The sequence below is a fragment of the Pseudomonas kurunegalensis genome (genome assembly GCF_030291635.1).
In the GTDB taxonomy this organism is placed as follows: domain Bacteria; phylum Pseudomonadota; class Gammaproteobacteria; order Pseudomonadales; family Pseudomonadaceae; genus Aquipseudomonas; species Aquipseudomonas monteilii.
Window position 1 is genome coordinate 6,090,189 of sequence record NZ_CP127871.1, and the last position, 19,581, is coordinate 6,109,769.

Here is a 19,581-nt window from a genome sequence, read left to right on the forward strand (position 1 = left end):
CCTCACAGGCCTGCGTGGGCGGCGATGGCGGCGGCGATGGCCAGGGCCAGCTCTTCGGGTTTGCGCTTGATCGAGTAGTTGGTCAGCTCAGGGTGGCTTTCGACGAAGCTGGTATTGAACTGGCCGCTACGGAATTCCGGGTTGCGCAGGATTTCCTGGTAGTACGCGGCAGTGGTCTTCACCCCTTGCACGCGCATGTCGTCCAGGGCCCGCAGGCCGCGGTCCATGGCTTCTTCCCAGGTCAACGCCCACACCACCAGTTTCAGGCACATGGAGTCGTAGAACGGCGGAATGGTGTAACCGGTGTAAATCGCCGTGTCGGTACGCACGCCCGGGCCGCCGGGGGCGTAGTAACGGGTGATCTTGCCAAAGCTGGGCAGGAAGTTGTTTTTCGGGTCTTCGGCGTTGATGCGGAACTGCAGCGCGTATCCGCGGTGCTGGATATCTTCCTGCTTGACCGACAGCGGCAGGCCCGAGGCGATGCGAATCTGCTCACGGACGATGTCGATACCGGTGATTTCCTCGGTGATAGTGTGTTCCACCTGCACCCGGGTGTTCATTTCCATGAAGTACACCTCGCCATCGGCAAGCAGGAACTCCACGGTACCAGCGTTCTCGTAGTTCACGGCCTTGGCCGCACGCACCGCCAGGTCGCCGATGTAGGCGCGCTGCTCGGGGGTGAGCTGCGGGCTTGGGGCAATTTCGATGAGCTTCTGGTTACGGCGCTGGATCGAGCAGTCGCGCTCGAACAGGTGCACCACGTTGCCAAAGCTGTCACCGAGGATCTGCGCCTCGATGTGCTTGGGGTTGACGATGCACTTTTCCAGGAACACCTCAGCCGAACCAAAGGCCTTGGTGGCCTCGGAAATGACCCGTGGGAAGTTCTGTTCCAGTTCTTCACGGCTGTTGCAGCGGCGGATACCACGGCCGCCACCGCCGGAAGTGGCCTTGAGCATCACCGGATAACCGATGCGGTCACCTTCGCTCAGGGCTTCATGAATATCGGCAACGTTGCCTTCGGTACCCGGGGTTACCGGCACACCGGCGGCGATCATGGTGCGGCGCGCTTCGGTCTTGTCGCCCATGCGGCGAATCACGTCGGCGGCCGGGCCGATGAACTTGATCCCGCGTTCTGCGCAGATCTCCGCCAGTTCGGCGTTTTCCGACAGGAAACCATAGCCCGGGTGCAGGGCATCGCAGCCGGTTTCCACAGCCAGGTTCACCAGCTTGCGCGGGTTCAGGTAGCCAGCCAGCGGCTCGGCACCAATGCTGTGTGCCTCATCGGCGCGCTTGACGTGCAAGGCGTGACGATCGGCGTCGGAATAGATCGCTACCGAGCGAATGCCCATCTCGGCGCAAGCACGCACGATCCGAACTGCGATTTCACCTCGGTTGGCGATCAGGATTTTTTTTATCACTGGAGTCTTCCCAAAGCCGTAGGAACAGTCGAGCCGGTTCTACCGGTCGGCGCGTGACCAGACGTTGCTGGCCAGTCGCGTATTCACCCTAGCGCTGTAGGTAGATAAACAAAAATCAATATTTGTTAGAGGCTGTATTAGCAAAAGCTTATAGTGCGGTTACAAGGTGTTGCCAACGAGCCGATAAAAATGCGTAAGTCCTTGATGCGTATGACTTTGCGTCAATTGCAGATCTTCAACGAGGTGTGCGATTTGCGCTCGTACAGCCGCGCGGCAGAGGAGATGGCACTGACGCAACCCGCCGTTAGTCTACAGATCCGCCAGCTCGAAGAGCTGATCGGCCAGCCACTGTTCGAGTACGTAGGCAAGAAGCTGTACCTGACCGAGGCGGCCGAAGCCTTGCAACGCGCCAGCCGCGACATCTTCGGGCGGCTGGAGAGCCTGGACATGCAGCTGTCGGACATGCAGGGCTCACTGCAGGGGCAGCTGAAACTGGCGATCGAGTCCAGTGCCAAGTACTTCGTGCCACACCTGTTCGCCGCCTTCAAGCAGCGTCACCCGGAGGTCAACCTGACCCTGACGGTGGTCAACCGCGCCCAGGCCATTCGCCGCCTTTCGGATAACCGCGACGACCTGATCATCATGTCGATGGTGCCGCAGGACATGGGCCTGGAGTTTCTGCCATTCCTCAACAACCCGATCGTGGCGGTGGCACCGCCCGAGCATCCGCTGTGCAAACTGGATCAGTTGCGCCTGCAGGACCTGGAGCCTCATACCCTGCTGGTCCGCGAGCAAGGTTCGGGCACACGCAAGGCGTGCGAGGAGTACTTCAAGGACAAGCGCGTGCACTTTACCCAGACGCTGGAAGTGGCCTCGGCCGATGCCCAGCGCGAGTGCGTGATCGCCGGCCTCGGTATCGCCCTGCTGACCCGCCATGCGGTCAACCTGGAGCTGGCCACGGGCGTGCTGAAAGAGCTACCGGTGGAGGAGTTGCCGCTGTACCGCAGCTGGTGCGTGGTACAGGCCAAGGCCAAGCGACAATCGCCGGTGGCCTTGGCATTTCTGGCGTTCATCCGCAGCGAACGTGCGTTGATCAGCGCGCTTGTTGAGCGCTTTTCGGGGAAGCTGCCGACGACGTCTGCCATACCGTGAGCGCTTGCAGCTCGGGGTAGTCTGCCAGGTCGCGGAGCAATTGGCGTTGATCGCAGTAGACCTCGATCGCGCGACGGTATTCCATGCGGCGCTGATCCTTTTCCTGCTGCTTGCGAGCCTTGGCGTTGGGTTGGTAAGTACCTTCGTGGTCACGTGCCATTGCCTGTCTCCCAGATAGGATGCGGGAGTTTCAGACTGGACTGGATGGTTTACGGTTTGGCTGTGGAATGGTGACAGAATCATGAATTTTCGCTGCCTGTACCGGCCTCTTCGCGGGCAAGCCCGCGAAGAGGCCGGTGCAGGTTGCAATCAGTCGTCTGTAGCCTTGATCGACTTGGGCGACAAACGCAGGCTGCGCAAACTGCGTTTAACGCTTTTCAGGTGATTGACCAGGCTCGGCCCACGCGCCATGGCCACGCCCATGGCCAACACGTCGATCACCACCAGATGGGCAATACGCGAGGTCAGCGGCGTGTAGATTTCGGTGTCTTCATGCACGTCGATCGCCAGGTTGACCGTCGACAGCTCGGCAAGAGGCGTCTGGCTGGGGCACAGGGTAATCAGGTTGGCACCGCTCTCACGCACCAGGTTGGCGGTGATCAGCAAGTCCTTGGAGCGGCCCGACTGGGAAATGCACACCGCCACATCACCCGGCTTCAGGGTAACCGCCGACATCGCCTGCATGTGCGGGTCGGAATACGCGGCGGCGCTGAGCAACAGGCGGAAGAACTTGTGCTGGGCATCGGCCGCCACCGCACCGGACGCGCCAAAGCCATAAAACTCCACACGTTGCGCCTGGGCCATGGCACTCACCGCCTGCTGCAGCGCCTGCGGGTCGAGGTGCTCACGCACCTCCATCAGGGTATGCAGGGTGGTGTCGAAGATCTTCAGGCTGTAGTCGGCAACCGAGTCGTCTTCATGGATGGCGAACTGCCCGAAACTGGCCCCCGCTGCCAGGCTCTGCGCCAGCTTCAGCTTGAGGTCCTGAAAGCCCGAACAACCGATCGCCCGGCAGAACCGCACGATGGTCGGTTCACTGATACCCACGCTGTGTGCCAGGTCGGCCATGGAACTGTGCATGACGGCAGCCGGGTCGAGCAGCACGTGGTCGGCCACTTTGAGTTCCGATTTGCGCAGCAGGTGGCGCGATTGGGCGATATGTTGCAACAGATTCACAGGCTGGACTCGGTTATGATCGGCTGGCCGGGTTGTAGCTTTCTTGTAGTTATACTACATGGACGCCAACCCGCCCAGTTAAACGAACGTGGAGAGTGGCGGTTTGACTATTCCTTGCGACATTCTGGTCTTCGGCGGCACCGGTGATCTGGCCCTGCACAAGTTGCTTCCGGCGCTCTACCACCTGTTTCGCGAGGCCCGTCTTGACCCTGCCGTGCGGATCATCGCGCTGGCGCGCCGCAACTTGCCACGTAACGATTATCTCAAGCTCGCCGAACGCCATTGCCGGGCACAGATCGCCCGCAACGACTTCGAAGAAGAGGTCTGGCAGCGGTTTTCCGCGCGGATCGACTATTTCGCCATGGATGCTTCGCAAAGCGCCGACTTCGGCCGCCTGGCGCGCTACCTGGGCGAACCTGGCGGCTTGACGCGCATCTTCTACCTGGCCACCGCCCCCAACTTGTTCGTACCGATTGCCAAACACCTGCATAACGCCGGCCTGGCCGACGCCGAAGCGCGCATCGTGCTGGAAAAGCCGATCGGCCATTCGCTGGAATCGGCTACCGCCATCAACGAAGCGATTGGCGCAGTGCTGGAGGAAAACCAGGTATTTCGCATCGACCACTACCTGGGCAAGGAAACCGTGCAGAACCTGATGGCCCTGCGCTTCGCCAATGCCCTGCTGGAGCCGGTGTGGCGCAACAATCAGGTCGACCACGTACAGATCAGCGTTTGCGAGACGCTGGGTGTAGAGAACCGCGGCGCCTACTACGACCGCGCCGGGGCCATCCGCGACATGCTGCAGAACCACCTGCTGCAGCTGCTGTGCCTGGTGGCCATGGAGCCCCCCGCCCAGTTCGAGGCCGAAGCGGTACGCGACGAAAAAGTGAAGATCCTGCGCGCCCTCAAGCCGATCACCGGCCAGGATGTGCAGGACAAGACCGTGCGCGGCCAGTATGGCGCCGGGCACATCGGCGGCCAGAAAGTGCCGGCCTACTACTTCGAAAAGGATGTCGACAACGACAGCGACACCGAAACCTTCATTGCCCTCGAAGCCCACATTGACAATTGGCGCTGGGCGGGCGTGCCTTTCTATCTGCGCACCGGCAAGCGCATGGCACGGCGCTCGTCGCAAATCGTCATTCAGTTCAAACCGGTACCCCACGAGCTGTTCAACGGTGGCCAGGTCAACCAGTTGCTGATCCAGCTGCAACCGGAGGAACGCATCAGCCTGCGCATGATGACCAAAAGCCCGGGCAAGGGCATGCGCCTGGAACCGGTCGACCTGGACCTGAACCTGGCCCAGGTGTTCAGCCAGACCCGCCGCTGGGAAGCCTACGAACGCCTGCTGCTGGATGTACTGGAGGGCGACTCGACGCTGTTCATGCGCCGCGATGAAGTGGAAGCAGCCTGGGCCTGGACCGACCCGATCATCAAGGGTTGCGAAGAGCACTTTCAGGCGCCACGCCCTTACCCGGCGGGCAGTAACGGGCCAGAGCAAGCCAACAGCCTGCTGGCGCGTCATGGCAGGCACTGGCATGGCTGACCTACTGTCATCAGGTCGATGAACGGCCATGCGCCAAGGTGAATATTTATACAGTGGAGGTTTGCCCCATTTCCTGCCGCGCCCTAGAATGGCCCGATGCACACAGACGACCTCTCCCTCCTGCTGAATTCCCTCAACGATGCCCAACGCCAGGCCGTAGCGGCCACGCTTGGGCGTCAACTGGTGCTTGCCGGCGCCGGTTCCGGTAAAACCCGCGTGCTGGTGCACCGCATCGCCTGGCTGATCCAGGTGGAGCAGGCATCGCCGCACTCGATCCTGTCGGTGACCTTCACCAACAAGGCTGCAGCCGAAATGCGCCAGCGGATCGAGCAACTGCTGGGGATCAACCCGGCGGGCATGTGGGTCGGCACCTTCCACGGCCTGGCCCATCGCTTGCTGCGGGCCCACTGGCAGGAAGCGCGGCTGGTGCAGAATTTCCAGATTCTCGACAGTGACGACCAGCAGCGCCTGATCAAGCGGGTGATGCGCGAGTTGGGCCTGGACGAACAGAAATGGCCGGCACGCCAGGCACAGTGGTTCATCAACGGGCAGAAGGACGAAGGCCTGCGCCCGCAGCATATCCAGGCCGGTGGCGACCTGTTCCTGGCGACCATGCGTGACGTCTATACCGCCTACGAACAGGCGTGTGAGCGTGCCGGGGTCATCGACTTCTCCGAGCTGCTGCTGCGCGCCCTGGACCTGTGGCGCGACCACCCGGGCCTGCTTGAGCACTACCAGCGGCGCTTCCAGCATGTGCTGGTAGACGAGTTCCAGGACACCAACGCCGTGCAGTACGCCTGGCTGCGCCTGCTGGCGCGCGGGGGTGCCAGCCTGATGGCGGTGGGCGACGATGACCAGTCGATCTACGGCTGGCGCGGTGCCAAGATCGAAAACATTCACCAGTACACCGCCGACTTCCCCGACGCCGAAATGATCCGCCTGGAGCAGAACTACCGCTCTACCGGCGGCATCCTCAAGGCGGCCAACGCCCTGATTGCCAACAACAGCGGGCGCCTGGGTAAAGAGCTGTGGACCGACATGGGCGAAGGCGAACCGCTGACCCTGTACGCGGCCTACAACGAGCACGACGAAGCGCGCTACGTGGTGGAAACCATCGAGAGCCTGGTAAAGCAGGGCAATGCGCGCAACGAAATCGCCATCCTGTACCGCTCCAACGCCCAGTCGCGCGTGCTGGAAGAAGCCCTGCTGCGCGAGCGCATTCCCTACCGTATCTATGGCGGCCAACGCTTCTTCGAACGCGCTGAAATCAAGAACGCCATGGCTTACCTGCGGCTGATCGAAGGGCGCGGCAACGATGCTGCCCTGGAGCGGGTAATCAACGTGCCGCCACGCGGCATTGGCGAGAAAACCGTCGAAGCCATCCGCGAGCACGCCCGCCACAGCCAGGCATCGATGTGGGACGCCATGTGCCAGCTGCTCGCCGCCAAGGCCCTCAAAGGCCGCGCCGCCAGTGCGCTGGGGGCTTTCATCGAGCTGATCGAGGGGTTGGCCGCCAAGGTCGTGGACATGCCGCTGCATACCATGACCCAGACCACCATCGAGCAATCCGGGCTGATCATCTATCACCAGGAAGAAAAAGGTGAAAAGGGCCAGGCACGGGTAGAAAACCTTGAGGAACTGGTCAGCGCGGCGCGCAACTTCGAATCCACCGACGAAGACGCCGATCTATCGCCGCTTTCGGCCTTCCTCGGCCATGCCTCGCTGGAAGCCGGCGATGCCCAGGCCGACGAGCACGAAGACAGCATCCAGCTGATGACCCTGCACAGCGCCAAGGGCCTGGAGTTCCCCTACGTGTTCCTGGTGGGCATGGAAGAAGGCCTGTTCCCGCACAAGATGAGCCTGGAAGAACCCGGCCGCCTCGAAGAGGAACGCCGCCTGGCCTATGTGGGAATTACCCGCGCCATGCGCCAGCTGGTCATGACCTACGCTGAAACACGTCGCCTGTATGGCAGCGAGACCTACAACAAGGTGTCGCGTTTCGTACGTGAAATTCCGGCGGGCCTGATCCAGGAAGTGCGGCTGTCCAACAGCGTCAGCCGCCCGTTCGGTGGGGTCAAGACGGCCACCAACAGCAACCTGTTCGCCAATGCCAGCATTCCGCAGACCGCGTTCAACCTGGGCCAGCGTGTACAACATGCGGTATTCGGGGAAGGCGTGATCCTCAACTTCGAGGGTTCCGGCGCGCAGGCGCGGGTACAGGTGAACTTTGCCGAAGGCAGCAAGTGGCTGATGCTGGGGTATGCCAAGCTCGAGGCCCTGTAGCAGCCTTGTAACATTCAGGCAAAAGCTCGAAACACTCTGTCGCTGGTCATGTGCACGGGAACCTGTGCACCATGACGCGCGTGCAATCCACAACAGGGGATATCCCATTTATGCAACGTTTTCTTAGCATCGCACTGGCGCTCTGCGTCGGCCTGACGCTGAGCCTGGACGCCAACGCCAAGCGTTTCGGCGGCGGCAAGAGCTCGGGCTCCGCGCCTATCCACCAGACCCGTCAGGCTACGCCAACCACGCCTGCCGCCGCGCCGACCGCCGCACCTGGCCGTGCAGCCCCGGCCGCCAGCGGTGCTTCGCGCTGGTTGGGCCCACTGGCAGGCCTGGCCGCCGGTGGTCTGCTGGCATCCATGTTCATGGGTGACGGTTTCGAAGGCTTCCAGATCATGGACTTCCTGATCGTGGCGCTTATCGCCTTCCTGGTGTTCCGTTTCATCGCCGCTCGCCGCCGCCAGCAGCAGCCGCAAATGGCCATGCCAGGCCATGCGCCAATGCAGCGTGAGGCTCACGCTCAGCCTGCCCAGCCGTCGATCTTCGGTGGTTCGGCCGCACCTGCTGCCGCTGCCGCCCCGGTGATCAATGCCCCGGCCTGGTTCAACGAGCAAAGCTTCCTGGCTGCTGCCCGTAACCACTTCCAGTCGCTGCAGCAGCACTGGGATGCCAACGAAATGGACAAGATCGCCGAATTCGTCACCCCGCAAATGCTCGAGTTCCTCAAGCGTGAGCGTGCTGAACTGGGTGATGGCTTCCAGTCCACCTACATCGATAACCTCGAAGTGCAGCTGGACGGTGTAGACGATCGCAGCGATCGCACCGATGCCACCCTGACCTTCCGTGGCGTGTCGAAGAACTCGCGCTTCGACCAGGGCGAAGTGTTCAGCGAAAGCTGGCACATGGTTCGCGCCCAGGGCGAAAACCAGCCTTGGCTGGTTGCCGGTATCCGTCAAAACGGCTAACCGCTGCATGCTGCACAAAAAACCCCAGGCGCTGTCCTGGGGTTTTTGCTTTTGCCAGAGTGGCCTACTAGGGTATAACGCGCAGCGTTGTCATCTAGGTCAGAGGAAGTGAACCGTGGAAGAAGTGATCGAACAACTCCGTGAAGCCAACCAGCCAGTACCGGTGCCCCTTGAGCTTCCCGACGAGGACCAGTTGGTCGAAATCGAAGAAGAGCTGTTCATCAACATTCCGTTCGTGTTCAAAGAGTTTCTACTGACCGTCAGTGACGTGGTGTATGGCTCGCTGGAACCGGTGACTGTCACCGATCCACAGTCGCATACCTACCTGCCCGACGTCGCCGCCAACGCTTGGGATGCCGGCGTGCCGCGCGACCTGATTCCGCTGTGCCAGGACGGCGACAACTACTACTGCGTCGAAGAAGACGGCACCGTGGTGTTGTGGGAAGCGGAAGACGAGATTGTCGGTGAAGACAGCTGGGAATCGGTGTGGCACTGGGCGCGGGATGTCTGGCTGGAGAGCTGATTCCAGCCGTTACTTGAATGCTACCTGCACAGGAAAAATAATGGCATAGCGCCATCAATGCAGTTAATATCGCCAGGCTTTCTGCGCCTGGCGACATCGCTACCGCTCCATCCCCTCGGACGACGGTGAAATCTTGCGCAGGGAGCATTGCCCCCTTCAGTGCGAATTCTCGCGGCTGTTCTCCAGTGTCTCCAGCAAGGCAATCTGCATGCGCGTGTGCACGCGAATGAACCAGCGCCACAGCAGGGCCACCACCACCGCAGCCACCACGGCAATCACCAGCAGCAACTCGCTGGTTGGCAGAATGCTTGCCGAAAGCGCCGACAGCAGCAGGAAAATCACCAACAGCGACAATAGCGGGATCACCTCGGCGATCACTCGCCGCACCCGCTGGGTATGCCGCCCGGCCATTTCCGGTTTAACGCCCATCTCTGCCAACAGCATCGACAGTGCCTTGAGCTTGCGATAGGCCGCGATCAGGAAGGGCAGCGACAGCAACAACGCCGCCCCCCAGATAAGCGCCTTCTGTTGGCTGGCATCGCTGACCCACTCGCTGAGCCAGTTGCCAATGCGCCCTGCGAAGTAACCACCGCTGAAGAAAATGGCGATCACCAGCGCCAGGTTCACCCCCACCTGCAACAGGATGCGCCGAATCATCGCCGCCAGCATGGCGCCCTCGCCCTGCGGCTGGATGTTGCGTAACCACTCGCCATACAAGGAGAGTACCCGCGCCAGACGGCCAGGCACCACATTGCCCAGCTTCTGCGACAAGGGGTCGGCCGCGCGAATCAGGTACGGGGTCAGCAGCGTGGTGATTGCCGATACCGCGACCGCTACCGGGTACAGGAAATCGCTGGTCACCTGCAGGGTCATGCCCAGCGCGGCGATGATGAACGAGAACTCGCCAATCTGCGATAGCCCCATGCCCACCCGCAATGACGTGCGCCCGTCATTGCCGGCAATGAACGCCCCCATGCCACAGGACAGCATCTTGCCCAATACCACCGCCAAGGTAATGACCACGATCGGCCAGGCGTAGTCGATCAGCACCTGCGGGTCGATCATCAGGCCAATCGCTACGAAGAAGATGGCGCTGAACAGGTCGCGTACCGGCTCGATCAAGCGTTCGATCTTCAGCAACTGGCGCGATTCAGCCATGATCGCGCCAATCAGGAAGGCGCCCAGTACCATGCTGTACTCCAGCTTTACCACCAGCAGGCAGAAGCCAAAGCACAGGCCCAGCACGGTAATCAGCAACATCTCGTTGCTTTCGAACTTGGCCACATAGGCCAGCAGCCGTGGTACCAGCAGGATGCCGATGACCAAGGCAACGATCATGAACAGCGACAGCTTGCCGACGGTAGAGAACACTTCACCGGAGCTGACCGTGCCACTGACAGCGATGCCCGATAGCAGGGCGATGATGCCGATACCGAGGATGTCTTCCACAATCAGCACACCGAAGATCAGCTGTGCGAAACGCTCGTTTTTCATCTTCAGGTCGTTGAGCGCCTTGACGATGATGGTGGTCGACGAAATGGCCAGGATGGCGCCAAGGAATAGCGAGTCCATGGTGCTCCAGCCGAACCAGCGGCCGATTTCGAAGCCGATCCAGATCATCAGCACGATTTCCAGGAAAGCCGCAATAAACGCCGTGGCGCCGACCTTGAACAGCTTGCGCAGGCTGAACTCGAGGCCCAGGCAGAACATCAGGAAGATCACCCCCAGCTCGGCGAGGGTCTTGATGGTGTCTTCATCATGGATCAGGCCGAACGGCGGGGTGTGCGGGCCAATGATGAAGCCGGCGACGATGTAGCCCAGCACCACCGGCTGCTTGAGACGATGAAAAAGAATGGTGACCACGCCAGCGACCAGCATGATGACTGCCAGGTCCTGGATGAAGCTGATGGCATGCATGGCGTGATACTCCTTTTCTCGTCTTTTTCTGGATGCCTGGGCAGACCGCTCCTCTGCCAAGGCAAACCCGAGCGAGCAGCAAGTACATACTGTATTGAATGCAGGAACGCCCATATTGCATGGGCGTACTCAGGTTAACATCGCACCCCGCCGCAAAAAGCCGGTGCAATATGCAGAAACAGATCGGCTGGAAAAGCGCCGCTGATGGCATGATCAGCGTGACGGCGGGGCGTCAGCCAACGTCCCGTATCAGCAAGGCAAATTCAAAAGAGGGGAACAGAAGTGTCAGCAGATAACGCCCCCCATTCGCCCGATTCAGCGCAACCTCACCGTGAGCACACTATGGAACCTGGAAACGCCCAGCTGAGCATGACCGTCCTGATGACCCCGGACATGGCCAACTTTTCTGGCAACGTACATGGCGGCACCCTGCTCAAGTACCTCGACGAAGTGGCCTATGCGTGCGCCAGCCGCTATGCCGGCAGCTATGTGGTGACGCTGTCGGTCGACCAGGTAATCTTCCGTGAACCCGTACACGTGGGTGAACTGGTGACCTTCCTGGCGTCGGTCAACTACACCGGCAACACGTCGATGGAGGTCGGCATCAAAGTGGTGACCGAGAACATCCGCGAGCGCTCGGTACGCCATTCCAACAGTTGCTTCTTTACCATGGTTGCGGTCGACGACAACCGTCGCCCGGTAGCGGTACCGCCGCGCCAGCCGCAAAGCAGTGAAGAAAAGCGCCGCTTCCTGCAGGGCCAGCAGCGCCGGCAGATCCGCCAAGAGCTGGAAAAGCGCTACCAGGACCTGAAGACCGACGCCATTTAAAGCGCCAGCAATTGCGCCTCGAAGCGCACCCGCGGGTGGGCGATGCGGTCCTGGGCCCGCACCAGTTGCAGTTCGTAGCTGGCGCAGGCCTGGGTTTCCAGCAGCACTTCATGCACCGCCGCCGCGGTGAACTCGAATGCCTGTACCCAGCTGTCGCCGAGCAGCACGCGGGCCAGGAACAAGCCCGAGGTCAGGTCGCCCACCCCCACCGGCTGACGTGGAAACGCCAGCAGCGGGCGGCGCAGGAGCCAGCTGTGCTCGGCAGTCACCAGCAGCATCTCGAACTGGTCCTCGGCACGCCCGGGATAAGCCAGGTGCTTGACCACCACCACCTGCGGCCCCCGCTGCAGCAGGCTGCGCGCCATATTCACGCAGTCTTCCAGCGACTGCGCACGGCGCCCACAGAAGCTGTCCAGCTCCAGCTGGTTCGGGCACAGGATATCCGCGCGGGCGGCCGCCTCCTCAAGCAGGAATTCGCTGACTTCCGGGGGCACGATGCAGCCCTTCTCCGGGTGCCCCATGACCGGGTCGCACACGTACAACGCTTTGGGATTTACTGCCTTGATCCGCTCGACGCCGGCCAGTATCGCTCGCCCTTGTTCGGCACTGCCCAGGTAGCCGGAAAGCACCGCATCGCAGTGACCCAGTTCGCCGATATTGGAAATGCCTTCCACCAGCGCAGGAATTTGCGCCGGGGCAAGCACTTCACCGGCCCACTGGCCATACTGAGTGTGATTGGAGAACTGCACGGTATTGAGCGGCCAGACATTGACCCCGATACGCTGCATGGGAAATACCGCGGCGCTGTTGCCGGCGTGGCCGAACACCACATGGGACTGAATGGCGAGCAGGTGCGGGGTACGTTTCATGCGGGAGGTTTCCAAAGCTGTTTCAAGGATTGTGCGCAGCGCAGTATGAACTCGATTGCCACCTGTACGACAGGCCAGGGACGCAGTTAAGCTGGATCTACCTGTTTGGAGCATATGCAAATGTTGACCCTGGAGAACCTCTTCGTCCTGATGCTGGTAGCCACGGCAGGCGCTTGGTTGTGGCACAACCATGGGTTGCGCGAAAAAGCCCTGGAACGGGTGAAACAGCATTGCGCCAAGCTTGACCTCGAGTTGCTCGACGACGCCGTCGCGCTCAAGCGTATCGCCTTCGTGCGCGATGCCAACGGCCGCAAGCGCCTGGCGCGCATCTATGCCTTCGAGTTCACCGTTACCGGCGAGCAGCGCCATCCCGGCACAGTAACCCAGTTCGGCGCCCACAGTGTGCAGATCGAACTCGCACCCTATCCGTTCGAAATCAAGACACCACCGCGCACCGACAACGTCATCGAAATGCAGCAGTGGCGCCAGGAGCACAACCGCTGGCGCAACTGATCAACTGACGCGGCAATCGCTCAACCCGGCTTGCAGTGCGGGTTGAGATTGCGGCTGGTCGAAAATCAGCTCGATACGGGTGTCCCTGCGCCAGTCGCTGGGCTGCCAGGCAGGCATGTCTCCCCTCAGCCCATTGAATGATTGCCAGCCATCCACGCTGTGGATAACTCCCTTGGCGCGACGCCAGGGCCATGCGCGCAAGAACGCCTGTACCCGCTGTGGATAAAACTGTTGGCCCGGGTGCCAGCGCCAGCCAATACTCCAACCTCCCTCCCCCTGCTGGGCAAGACAGATAGGCTGACCTGGGTCTGTCCACAATATTCCTGGGCCACTCTCAAGATTGTCGACAATCCGGTTTTCCTCAAATGGGCTGTCGACAATCTGCTCAGGGCTGCCAGGAAGGCTTGAGAATGGCACCTGCCCCTGCACGGCCCAGATGATTTTCTTGTCTTTAAATTTATTAGTTATCAACAAGTTACATATTTCATCCACAGCTTCAGATTTGTTGAAAACCACGCTTTCAGACGCATCGAAAGCCTGCTGTTGAGCCTCTGGAAGCGGCTCGTCACGCGCCATGGACTGCGCATCTACAACCATCACGAAGGGCTTGATTGTCAGCACTCCGGCCCAAGGGGCCTGTTGCAGCTGAGCAAGCAACTGCAATGGGTGACCCAGCCCGGAAGGCTCGATAAACAGCCGGTCAGGCCGGGATTTGCGCAGTAACCGACCCAAGCCCACCTGGAACGGCATGCCATTGACGCAGCACAGGCAGCCGCCTGCGACTTCCCCGATGGCGATGCCATCTTCGTCACGGCTGAGCAAGGCCGCATCCAGGCCTACCAGGCCGAACTCATTGATTAAAACAGCCCAGCGCTCATGGGCTGGGCGCTGAGCCAGCAGATGACGGATCAGGGTGGTCTTGCCAGCCCCCAGCGGGCCGGCAATCACGTGGGTGGGTATGTTCTGCAGCATGGCATGGCTTCAAGCGATGGTGATGCCTCACTATGCGCTGTCAGGCAAGCCAGTCAAGGCTGAGCAACAGACGCCCCTGCTGGCCCGACGGCGAACGATGCACCAGCCCTGCGCCTTCGTTACCTTGCCACTTTTCGCCTTTGAGTATGGCCACTTCGCCAGCGTGCAGATGCTGAATGTTATCCACAGGGATTTGAGCTGTGTGTAACTCCCCACGCGGGCTTTCCTGCTCTCGCAACCACTCGCTGCCTGGGCCTACGTAAGTGGTGAGCAACCGCAACGGCACGTTATCCACATGGAAACGCGGGCACATGGGGCCTGCCAGTACCCGCAGACGCAAACCGACTCGTCGAGCGCCAACCAGGCAGGTGTAAGCCGCCACCAGCCAGGTCACATCAGCAACGAACGCCTCATAGCCGTGTAAATCTGCCGCTTCACGCATAAGATCGGGCAATACCGGTGTTTGCTGCTCATCCACATCGATTACCCGTTGATCAGCCAAGGGCTGACCCAGACTTATCAACAGGTCAGCAAAATCTTCCAGCTGTGCCGGCAAGCGTCGCCGCCAAACGGCCAGGTTCACACCATCCTGCAGTACCTCAGTCAGCACTTGGGGGTTTTCGCCGAACACCTGAAAGATATCCACAGGCCGGTGTGCCAAGTTCATGCTGCTACCTCCTCGTGCCATGGGCCGAACGGGTCGGGCAAACGCAACCAGCCCATGTGGCCCAAGTCCATTTCCTGGTCGGTCAACAGGCAGGCATCAAGGGTTGTGGATAACTTTTCGAAGTCGATGTTCTGCCCGATGAACACCAACTCCTGGCGGCAATCACCGGTCTCAGCCGTCCAGTGTTTCAAGATCGCGCCAGTGTTATCCACATCCTGCGGCCACTGCTCGCGCGGCACGAAACGCCACCAGCGGCCAGCCAGACCGTGGCGCATCATTCCGCCCGCCTGCGACCAGCTACCGGCTTCCTGGTACTTGCTGGCCAGCCAGAAAAAACCTTTGGAACGCAACAGCCGCCCATTGCTCCAGTGCGTGTGGATAAAGTCGAAAAATCGCTGTGGATGAAGCGGACGTCGGGCCTGCCAGGTCATGGCCGCGATACCGTACTCTTCGGTTTCCGGCACATGCTCACCGCGCAGCTCCTGCAGCCAGCCCGGCGCCTGGGCTGCCTGGTCAAAGTCGAACAGGCCAGTGTCGAGGATACGCGCCAGCGGTACCTGGCCCATGACCATGGGCACGATCTGCGCCCGTGCATTGAGGCTGCGCAAAATGGCGATGAGTTCTTCACGCTCATGCTGGCTGATCAAGTCGATCTTGCTCAGCAACAGCACATCGGCGAACTCGACCTGTTCGATCAGCAGGTCACTGATCGACCGTTCGTCTTCTTCACCCAACGTTTCGCCACGGCTGGCCAGGCTGTCTGCTGCCTGGTAGTCGCGCAAGAAGTTCAAGCCATCGACCACCGTAACCATGGTGTCCAGGCGCGCCATGTCGGACAGGCTACGGCCCTGTTCGTCACGAAAGGTGAATGTCTCTGCCACCGGCAGTGGCTCCGAGATGCCAGTGGACTCGATCAGCAAATAATCGAAACGCCCTTCTTCGGCCAGCCGCGCCACCTCCTCAAGCAAGTCTTCACGCAATGTGCAGCAGATGCAGCCGTTGCTCATTTCGACCAGTTTCTCTTCAGCGCGGTTGAGGCTCACATTGCGCTGCACCTCGCTGGCATCGATGTTGATTTCACTCATGTCGTTGACGATAACCGCGACCCGCAGGTTCTCGCGGTTACGCAGTACATGGTTGAGCAAAGTGCTCTTGCCGGCGCCAAGAAAGCCGGACAGCACGGTGACGGGGAGACGATTGGGCATGGCGAACCTCTTCAGGCGGACGCATTCGAAACGATGCATTGCACAATGTTATAAAGTAACAATACAATTTCGCCAAGCCGTTCTCGACGGACGAGTGCTTACCGGGGATAAAACATGTATCTGTCACGCGCCATGGCGTTGCTGTTGCTCGCTGTGCCCAACGTGCTGTTGGCCATGCCACAAGCCACTACGCTGGCGCTTTGTACGCGAAGCGCCACACTGCTCGTCTGCCAGGACAGCAAAGGTAGTTACTACAGCGTGCGCACCGACGGCAGTACGTTCTACCTGCGCGGCTACGACCACGCCACCCGGCGACTATGGGCACAAACCAACAGCCGCTACGGCACGTTGACCTTTTTCACCGGCCTGGCCAGCGATGGTGAGGCCTGGGTGGGCTACAGCCGCCGTGTTGGCTGGACGACTTTGAACCGCGTATCCAGCTCCAGCGGGCAGCGCTTCAACCTGCATTGCAGCTTGATCGGCGGTTGCCGTTAATGCCTCTTTTTATCTGGAAAGCCAAATGACCCAGCTCAAGCTCCCCGACATCGCCGCACAAACCCAGAAGTACACCTTGCCGTTGAGCTGGGTTGGCATGTGCGGAATTGCCCTGCCTGTGCAGTTCGAAGGGCGCACTGCAGCTGCCAAGGTCGATGCAGGGGTAAGCCTGGTGGATGGCAGTTCACGCGGCATCCATATGTCGCGGCTTTACCTTGCACTGGAGTCATTGGAACACCAGCCACTCACACCGCTGGCAATGAGGCAGCTTCTGGCAGATTTTCTGTCCAGCCATGACGGACTGTCTTCCGCTGCCTACTTGCAAATCAGCTTCGAGCATCTGCTGAAAAGACCTGCCTTGGTCAGCCCCTTGGCAGGCTGGAAAAGCTATGCCGTAACCGTCAATGCACGCATTGAAAATGAAATGTTCCACGTGGAACTATCGGTTTCCGTGCCTTACTCCTCAACCTGCCCATGCTCGGCAGCGCTTGCAAGGCAGCTGATTCAACAGCAGTTTCAGGCGAACTTCAGCGAGCAGCAGGTTGATCAATCTGCCGTTCTGCAATGGCTTGGCAGTGCCGAAGGAATTGTGGCTACACCCCATAGCCAGCGAAGCAATGCTCAGATTCAGGTGCGCCTGCACAGCAATCAGCAGGTGCTGCCAATTACCGAATTGATCGATCGTATAGAGGCGAGCTTGGGTACAGCGGTGCAGACAGCAGTGAAGCGCGCAGACGAACAAGCCTTCGCCTTGGCCAACGGGCAAAACTTGATGTTCTGTGAGGATGCCGCCCGACGCCTGCACAAGGCACTGCGGCAAGTTGAATGGAGTACCGCTTTCAAGCTGCGTGTGGAACATGCAGAAAGCCTGCATGCCCACGACGCGGTTGCCACCAGCCAGTGGCAATGGGATATCAGCTGCGCGGTTTAACCGCGCCGCAGTCATTGCCTAACCACACCGCACGGGTGTTCATGCTGCCTTGCTGCTGCACACCTGAAGCGTTGAACGTACCACTGACCTGGGTGGTGAATTCACGGTCACTGAGGAAAGTAGCCTGGCCACTGCCCTGAGCCTTCGGGCAGCTGAACTGGAACTTCCACACATTACCGGTACGGTCGGTGATCTTCTGAGTGCAGCCGGACTTCGGGTCTTGCAGCGGGATGTCATTGGTTGCCACCTGCTCTGGCGTCAGGCACGAACGCACGCCATTTCCTCCAACGGTCACCCCCTGTTTGGCCAACACCCCTTCCATCATGGCACGCTGCTCGGGCGGCAGGTTTTTCAGCTGGCCGAGCATGAACGCCATGTCAGGTAACGGCTTGCCATCGACCTGCATGTTGCTGGTGGTCAGCTCCCACAAGCCGGGTTGCAGCATCTGGGCATGTACCAGCGGGCTGCTCATACCTAGGGCCAACGCCAACAGTGGCAGACGAATCTTCATGGATGAACGCTCCTGAGAAAAGCCGGCCAAGCGGGCCGGGCTGAGCCTTAGACGCCAAATCCACCTGCGGGTTGCAAGGCGGGCCGGGAACGTGTTCTGTTACCCCAAGTGTACTCGGCAAGCAGGATGCATATGGATTACCACAGCCCCTACTTTTTTGGTTACCTACTCGGCCTTATCCACCTGTTGGGTATCGTCGCCGCGCTCCACGCACTGTTCACTGTACGCACCGCCCAAGGCGCAATTGCCTGGGCCATGCCCCTGTTCTTCATCCCTTACCTCACCTTGATCCCCTACCTGATCTTCGGCGCCCGCTCGTTCTATGCCTACATCAAGGCCCGGCGCCAGGCCAACCAGGAAATGCACGTGGCCATGGCCAACCTCAACTGGCGGCCTTGGGTGGAAGAAGCCCTCACCGCCCGCGAGTCGGAAAGCTACGCAGCCTTGCGCGCCATGCCCAAACTCGGGCGCATGCCTTGCCTTGCGAACAACCAGGTGAAGCTACTGGTCAATGGCAAAGCCACATTCGATGCCATCTTCGCGGCTATCGAAAAGGCACGCGATGTGGTGTTGGTGCAGTTCTTCATCATCCATGACGACACCCTCGGCAAGGCACTGCAGCAACTGCTGTTGCGCAAGGCCGCCGAGGGGGTGCAGGTGTTCGTACTGTATGACCGCGTCGGCAGCCATGCCTTGCCGGCCAGCTACAGCCAGCAACTGCGCGACGGTGGTGTGCAGATTCATGCCTTCGCCACCCGCCGCGGCTGGTTCAACCGCTTCCAGGTGAACTTCCGTAACCATCGCAAGATTGTGGTGGTGGATGGCCTGCTCGGTTTTATCGGCGGCCACAACGTGGGGGACGAATACCTCGGAGAGCATCCTCAGCTGTCGCCCTGGCGCGACACCCATGTGCAGATCAGCGGGCCGGTGCTGGCCTGCCTGCAGGAGTCGTTCGCCGAGGATTGGTATTGGGCCACGCGCCAGCTACCGCCGCTGATTCTGCCGGATGCCTACCCGGATAACGGCGTGCTGTGCCAGGCGTTGGCCAGCGGCCCCGCCGACCCGCAGGAAACCTGCTCGTTGTTCTTCCTCGAAGCGATCCATTCCGCTACCCGGCGGGTATGGATCACCAGCCCTTACTTCATCCCGGACGAAGCGGTCTTTGCTGCACTGCGCCTGGCGGCATTACGGGGAGTCGATGTGCGGGTACTAATCCCGTCGCGGCCAGACCACCGCATCGTCTATGCAGCCTCCAGCCTGTTCGCCTTCGAAGCCGTGCGTGCGGGTGTGCGGATGTTCCGCTACCAGCCGGGCTTCCTGCATCAGAAGGTGGTGCTGGTAGATGATGAGGTCAGCGCGATCGGCAGTGCCAACCTGGACAACCGTTCGTTCCGGCTGAACTTCGAGATCACCCTGCTGACAGTCGACCGCAGCTTCGCCGACCAGGTCGAACACATGCTGATCAATGACTTTGAACAGGCGCGGGAGATTACTGCGGAGGACAGCCGCGATACACATCGGCTACAGCAATTGGGGATGCGGATTGCGCGGCTGATTTCACCCATTCTTTGAGAAAGGCCGCCTCCCTTGCAGAGGCGGCCATGGGG

The 19,581-nt window shown here is 60.5% G+C and carries 19 protein-coding genes; 10 read left to right on the forward strand and 9 right to left on the reverse strand.

Going from position 1 to position 19,581, the window contains the following annotated elements; genetic code table 11:
- Nucleotides 1-2: 2 nt before the first annotated feature.
- Nucleotides 3-1,418: an acetyl-CoA carboxylase biotin carboxylase subunit gene (locus QQ992_RS27745; protein WP_016712746.1), complete on the reverse strand. Its 1,416-nt coding sequence runs from the start codon at nucleotides 1,416-1,418 to the stop codon at nucleotides 3-5.
- Between the two features lie 189 nt (nucleotides 1,419-1,607).
- Here QQ992_RS27745 and QQ992_RS27750 point away from each other — a divergent pair, with 189 nt between their 5' ends.
- Nucleotides 1,608-2,570, forward strand: coding sequence for a LysR family transcriptional regulator (locus QQ992_RS27750; RefSeq protein ID WP_286111824.1), 963 nt, complete (start codon nucleotides 1,608-1,610; stop codon nucleotides 2,568-2,570).
- Here QQ992_RS27750 and QQ992_RS27755 read toward each other — a convergent pair.
- Both QQ992_RS27755 and hexR read right to left on the reverse strand, forming a co-directional pair.
- Nucleotides 2,512-2,730 (reverse strand): PA3496 family putative envelope integrity protein, encoded by a 219-nt coding sequence (locus QQ992_RS27755; RefSeq protein ID WP_119371890.1) that lies wholly within the window; start codon nucleotides 2,728-2,730, stop codon nucleotides 2,512-2,514. The genes QQ992_RS27750 and QQ992_RS27755 overlap by 59 nt on opposite strands.
- Before the next feature lie 149 nt (nucleotides 2,731-2,879).
- Entirely contained in the window at nucleotides 2,880-3,746 is an 867-nt protein-coding gene (hexR, locus tag QQ992_RS27760; protein WP_003253273.1) for a transcriptional regulator HexR, read from the reverse strand.
- A 103-nt stretch (nucleotides 3,747-3,849) separates the two neighbouring features.
- On the opposite strand from hexR, the gene zwf reads away from it, so the two are divergent.
- The 4 genes from zwf (at nucleotide 3,850) to QQ992_RS27780 (ending at nucleotide 9,066) form a co-directional block, all read left to right on the forward strand.
- A complete protein-coding gene (gene zwf, locus QQ992_RS27765) occupies nucleotides 3,850-5,292 on the forward strand; it encodes a glucose-6-phosphate dehydrogenase (RefSeq protein WP_286111825.1) in 1,443 nt (480 codons plus the stop codon).
- A gap of 96 nt (nucleotides 5,293-5,388) precedes the next feature.
- The gene (gene uvrD / locus QQ992_RS27770; protein ID WP_110742042.1) at nucleotides 5,389-7,575 is read left to right on the forward strand and encodes a DNA helicase II; all 2,187 of its coding nucleotides are present in this window, start codon (nucleotides 5,389-5,391) and stop codon (nucleotides 7,573-7,575) included.
- A gap of 110 nt (nucleotides 7,576-7,685) precedes the next feature.
- A complete protein-coding gene (locus QQ992_RS27775; RefSeq protein WP_105947131.1) occupies nucleotides 7,686-8,543 on the forward strand; it encodes a Tim44 domain-containing protein in 858 nt (285 codons plus the stop codon).
- A 115-nt stretch (nucleotides 8,544-8,658) separates the two neighbouring features.
- Entirely contained in the window at nucleotides 8,659-9,066 is a 408-nt protein-coding gene (locus QQ992_RS27780) for an SMI1/KNR4 family protein (RefSeq protein ID WP_019099164.1), read from the forward strand.
- A gap of 156 nt (nucleotides 9,067-9,222) precedes the next feature.
- Here the strand turns inward: QQ992_RS27780 and QQ992_RS27785 are convergent, their stop codons facing one another.
- Nucleotides 9,223-10,983 carry a cation:proton antiporter gene (locus QQ992_RS27785; RefSeq protein ID WP_016712752.1) on the reverse strand — a complete coding sequence of 587 codons (1,761 nt, stop codon included), beginning with the start codon at nucleotides 10,981-10,983 and terminating at the stop codon, nucleotides 9,223-9,225.
- 342 nt (nucleotides 10,984-11,325) lie between these two features.
- Between QQ992_RS27785 and QQ992_RS27790 the strand changes: the two genes are divergently transcribed.
- Nucleotides 11,326-11,811, forward strand: coding sequence for an acyl-CoA thioesterase (locus tag QQ992_RS27790; RefSeq protein ID WP_016712753.1), 486 nt, complete (start codon nucleotides 11,326-11,328; stop codon nucleotides 11,809-11,811).
- On the opposite strand, the gene pdxY is transcribed toward QQ992_RS27790, so the two are convergent.
- Nucleotides 11,808-12,680: a pyridoxal kinase PdxY gene (pdxY, locus tag QQ992_RS27795; protein WP_016712754.1), complete on the reverse strand. Its 873-nt coding sequence runs from the start codon at nucleotides 12,678-12,680 to the stop codon at nucleotides 11,808-11,810. The genes QQ992_RS27790 and pdxY overlap by 4 nt on opposite strands.
- A gap of 120 nt (nucleotides 12,681-12,800) precedes the next feature.
- Here pdxY and QQ992_RS27800 point away from each other — a divergent pair, with 120 nt between their 5' ends.
- Nucleotides 12,801-13,193, forward strand: a complete 393-nt coding sequence (locus QQ992_RS27800; RefSeq protein ID WP_016712755.1) for a DUF3301 domain-containing protein — start codon at nucleotides 12,801-12,803, stop codon at nucleotides 13,191-13,193.
- On the opposite strand, the gene QQ992_RS27805 is transcribed toward QQ992_RS27800, so the two are convergent.
- The 3 genes from QQ992_RS27805 to zigA are packed head-to-tail and all read right to left on the reverse strand — an operon-like array spanning nucleotide 13,194 to nucleotide 16,037.
- On the reverse strand, nucleotides 13,194-14,165 hold the full coding sequence (locus tag QQ992_RS27805) for a CobW family GTP-binding protein (RefSeq protein WP_286111828.1): 972 nt from the start codon (nucleotides 14,163-14,165) through the stop codon (nucleotides 13,194-13,196).
- Between the two features lie 40 nt (nucleotides 14,166-14,205).
- Nucleotides 14,206-14,832 carry a DUF1826 domain-containing protein gene (locus QQ992_RS27810; RefSeq protein WP_286111830.1) on the reverse strand — a complete coding sequence of 209 codons (627 nt, stop codon included), beginning with the start codon at nucleotides 14,830-14,832 and terminating at the stop codon, nucleotides 14,206-14,208.
- A complete protein-coding gene (gene zigA / locus QQ992_RS27815) occupies nucleotides 14,829-16,037 on the reverse strand; it encodes a zinc metallochaperone GTPase ZigA (RefSeq protein WP_286111832.1) in 1,209 nt (402 codons plus the stop codon). The genes QQ992_RS27810 and zigA overlap by 4 nt, the downstream gene beginning before the upstream one ends.
- A 114-nt stretch (nucleotides 16,038-16,151) precedes the next feature.
- On the opposite strand from zigA, the gene QQ992_RS27820 reads away from it, so the two are divergent.
- Both QQ992_RS27820 and folE2 read left to right on the forward strand, forming a co-directional pair.
- Complete coding sequence (locus QQ992_RS27820; protein ID WP_286111833.1) at nucleotides 16,152-16,532, forward strand: glutamine synthetase; 381 nt, start codon at nucleotides 16,152-16,154, stop codon at nucleotides 16,530-16,532.
- Nucleotides 16,533-16,557: 25 nt separating this feature from the next.
- A complete protein-coding gene (gene folE2, locus QQ992_RS27825) occupies nucleotides 16,558-17,463 on the forward strand; it encodes a GTP cyclohydrolase FolE2 (protein ID WP_286111834.1) in 906 nt (301 codons plus the stop codon).
- On the opposite strand, the gene QQ992_RS27830 is transcribed toward folE2, so the two are convergent.
- Nucleotides 17,447-17,974 carry a DUF3617 domain-containing protein gene (locus QQ992_RS27830; RefSeq protein WP_016712761.1) on the reverse strand — a complete coding sequence of 176 codons (528 nt, stop codon included), beginning with the start codon at nucleotides 17,972-17,974 and terminating at the stop codon, nucleotides 17,447-17,449. The two genes, folE2 and QQ992_RS27830, sit on opposite strands and share 17 nt — an antisense overlap.
- Before the next feature lie 132 nt (nucleotides 17,975-18,106).
- Here QQ992_RS27830 and cls point away from each other — a divergent pair, with 132 nt between their 5' ends.
- Nucleotides 18,107-19,546: a cardiolipin synthase gene (gene cls / locus QQ992_RS27835; protein WP_286111836.1), complete on the forward strand. Its 1,440-nt coding sequence runs from the start codon at nucleotides 18,107-18,109 to the stop codon at nucleotides 19,544-19,546.
- Nucleotides 19,547-19,581: the final 35 nt, after the last annotated feature.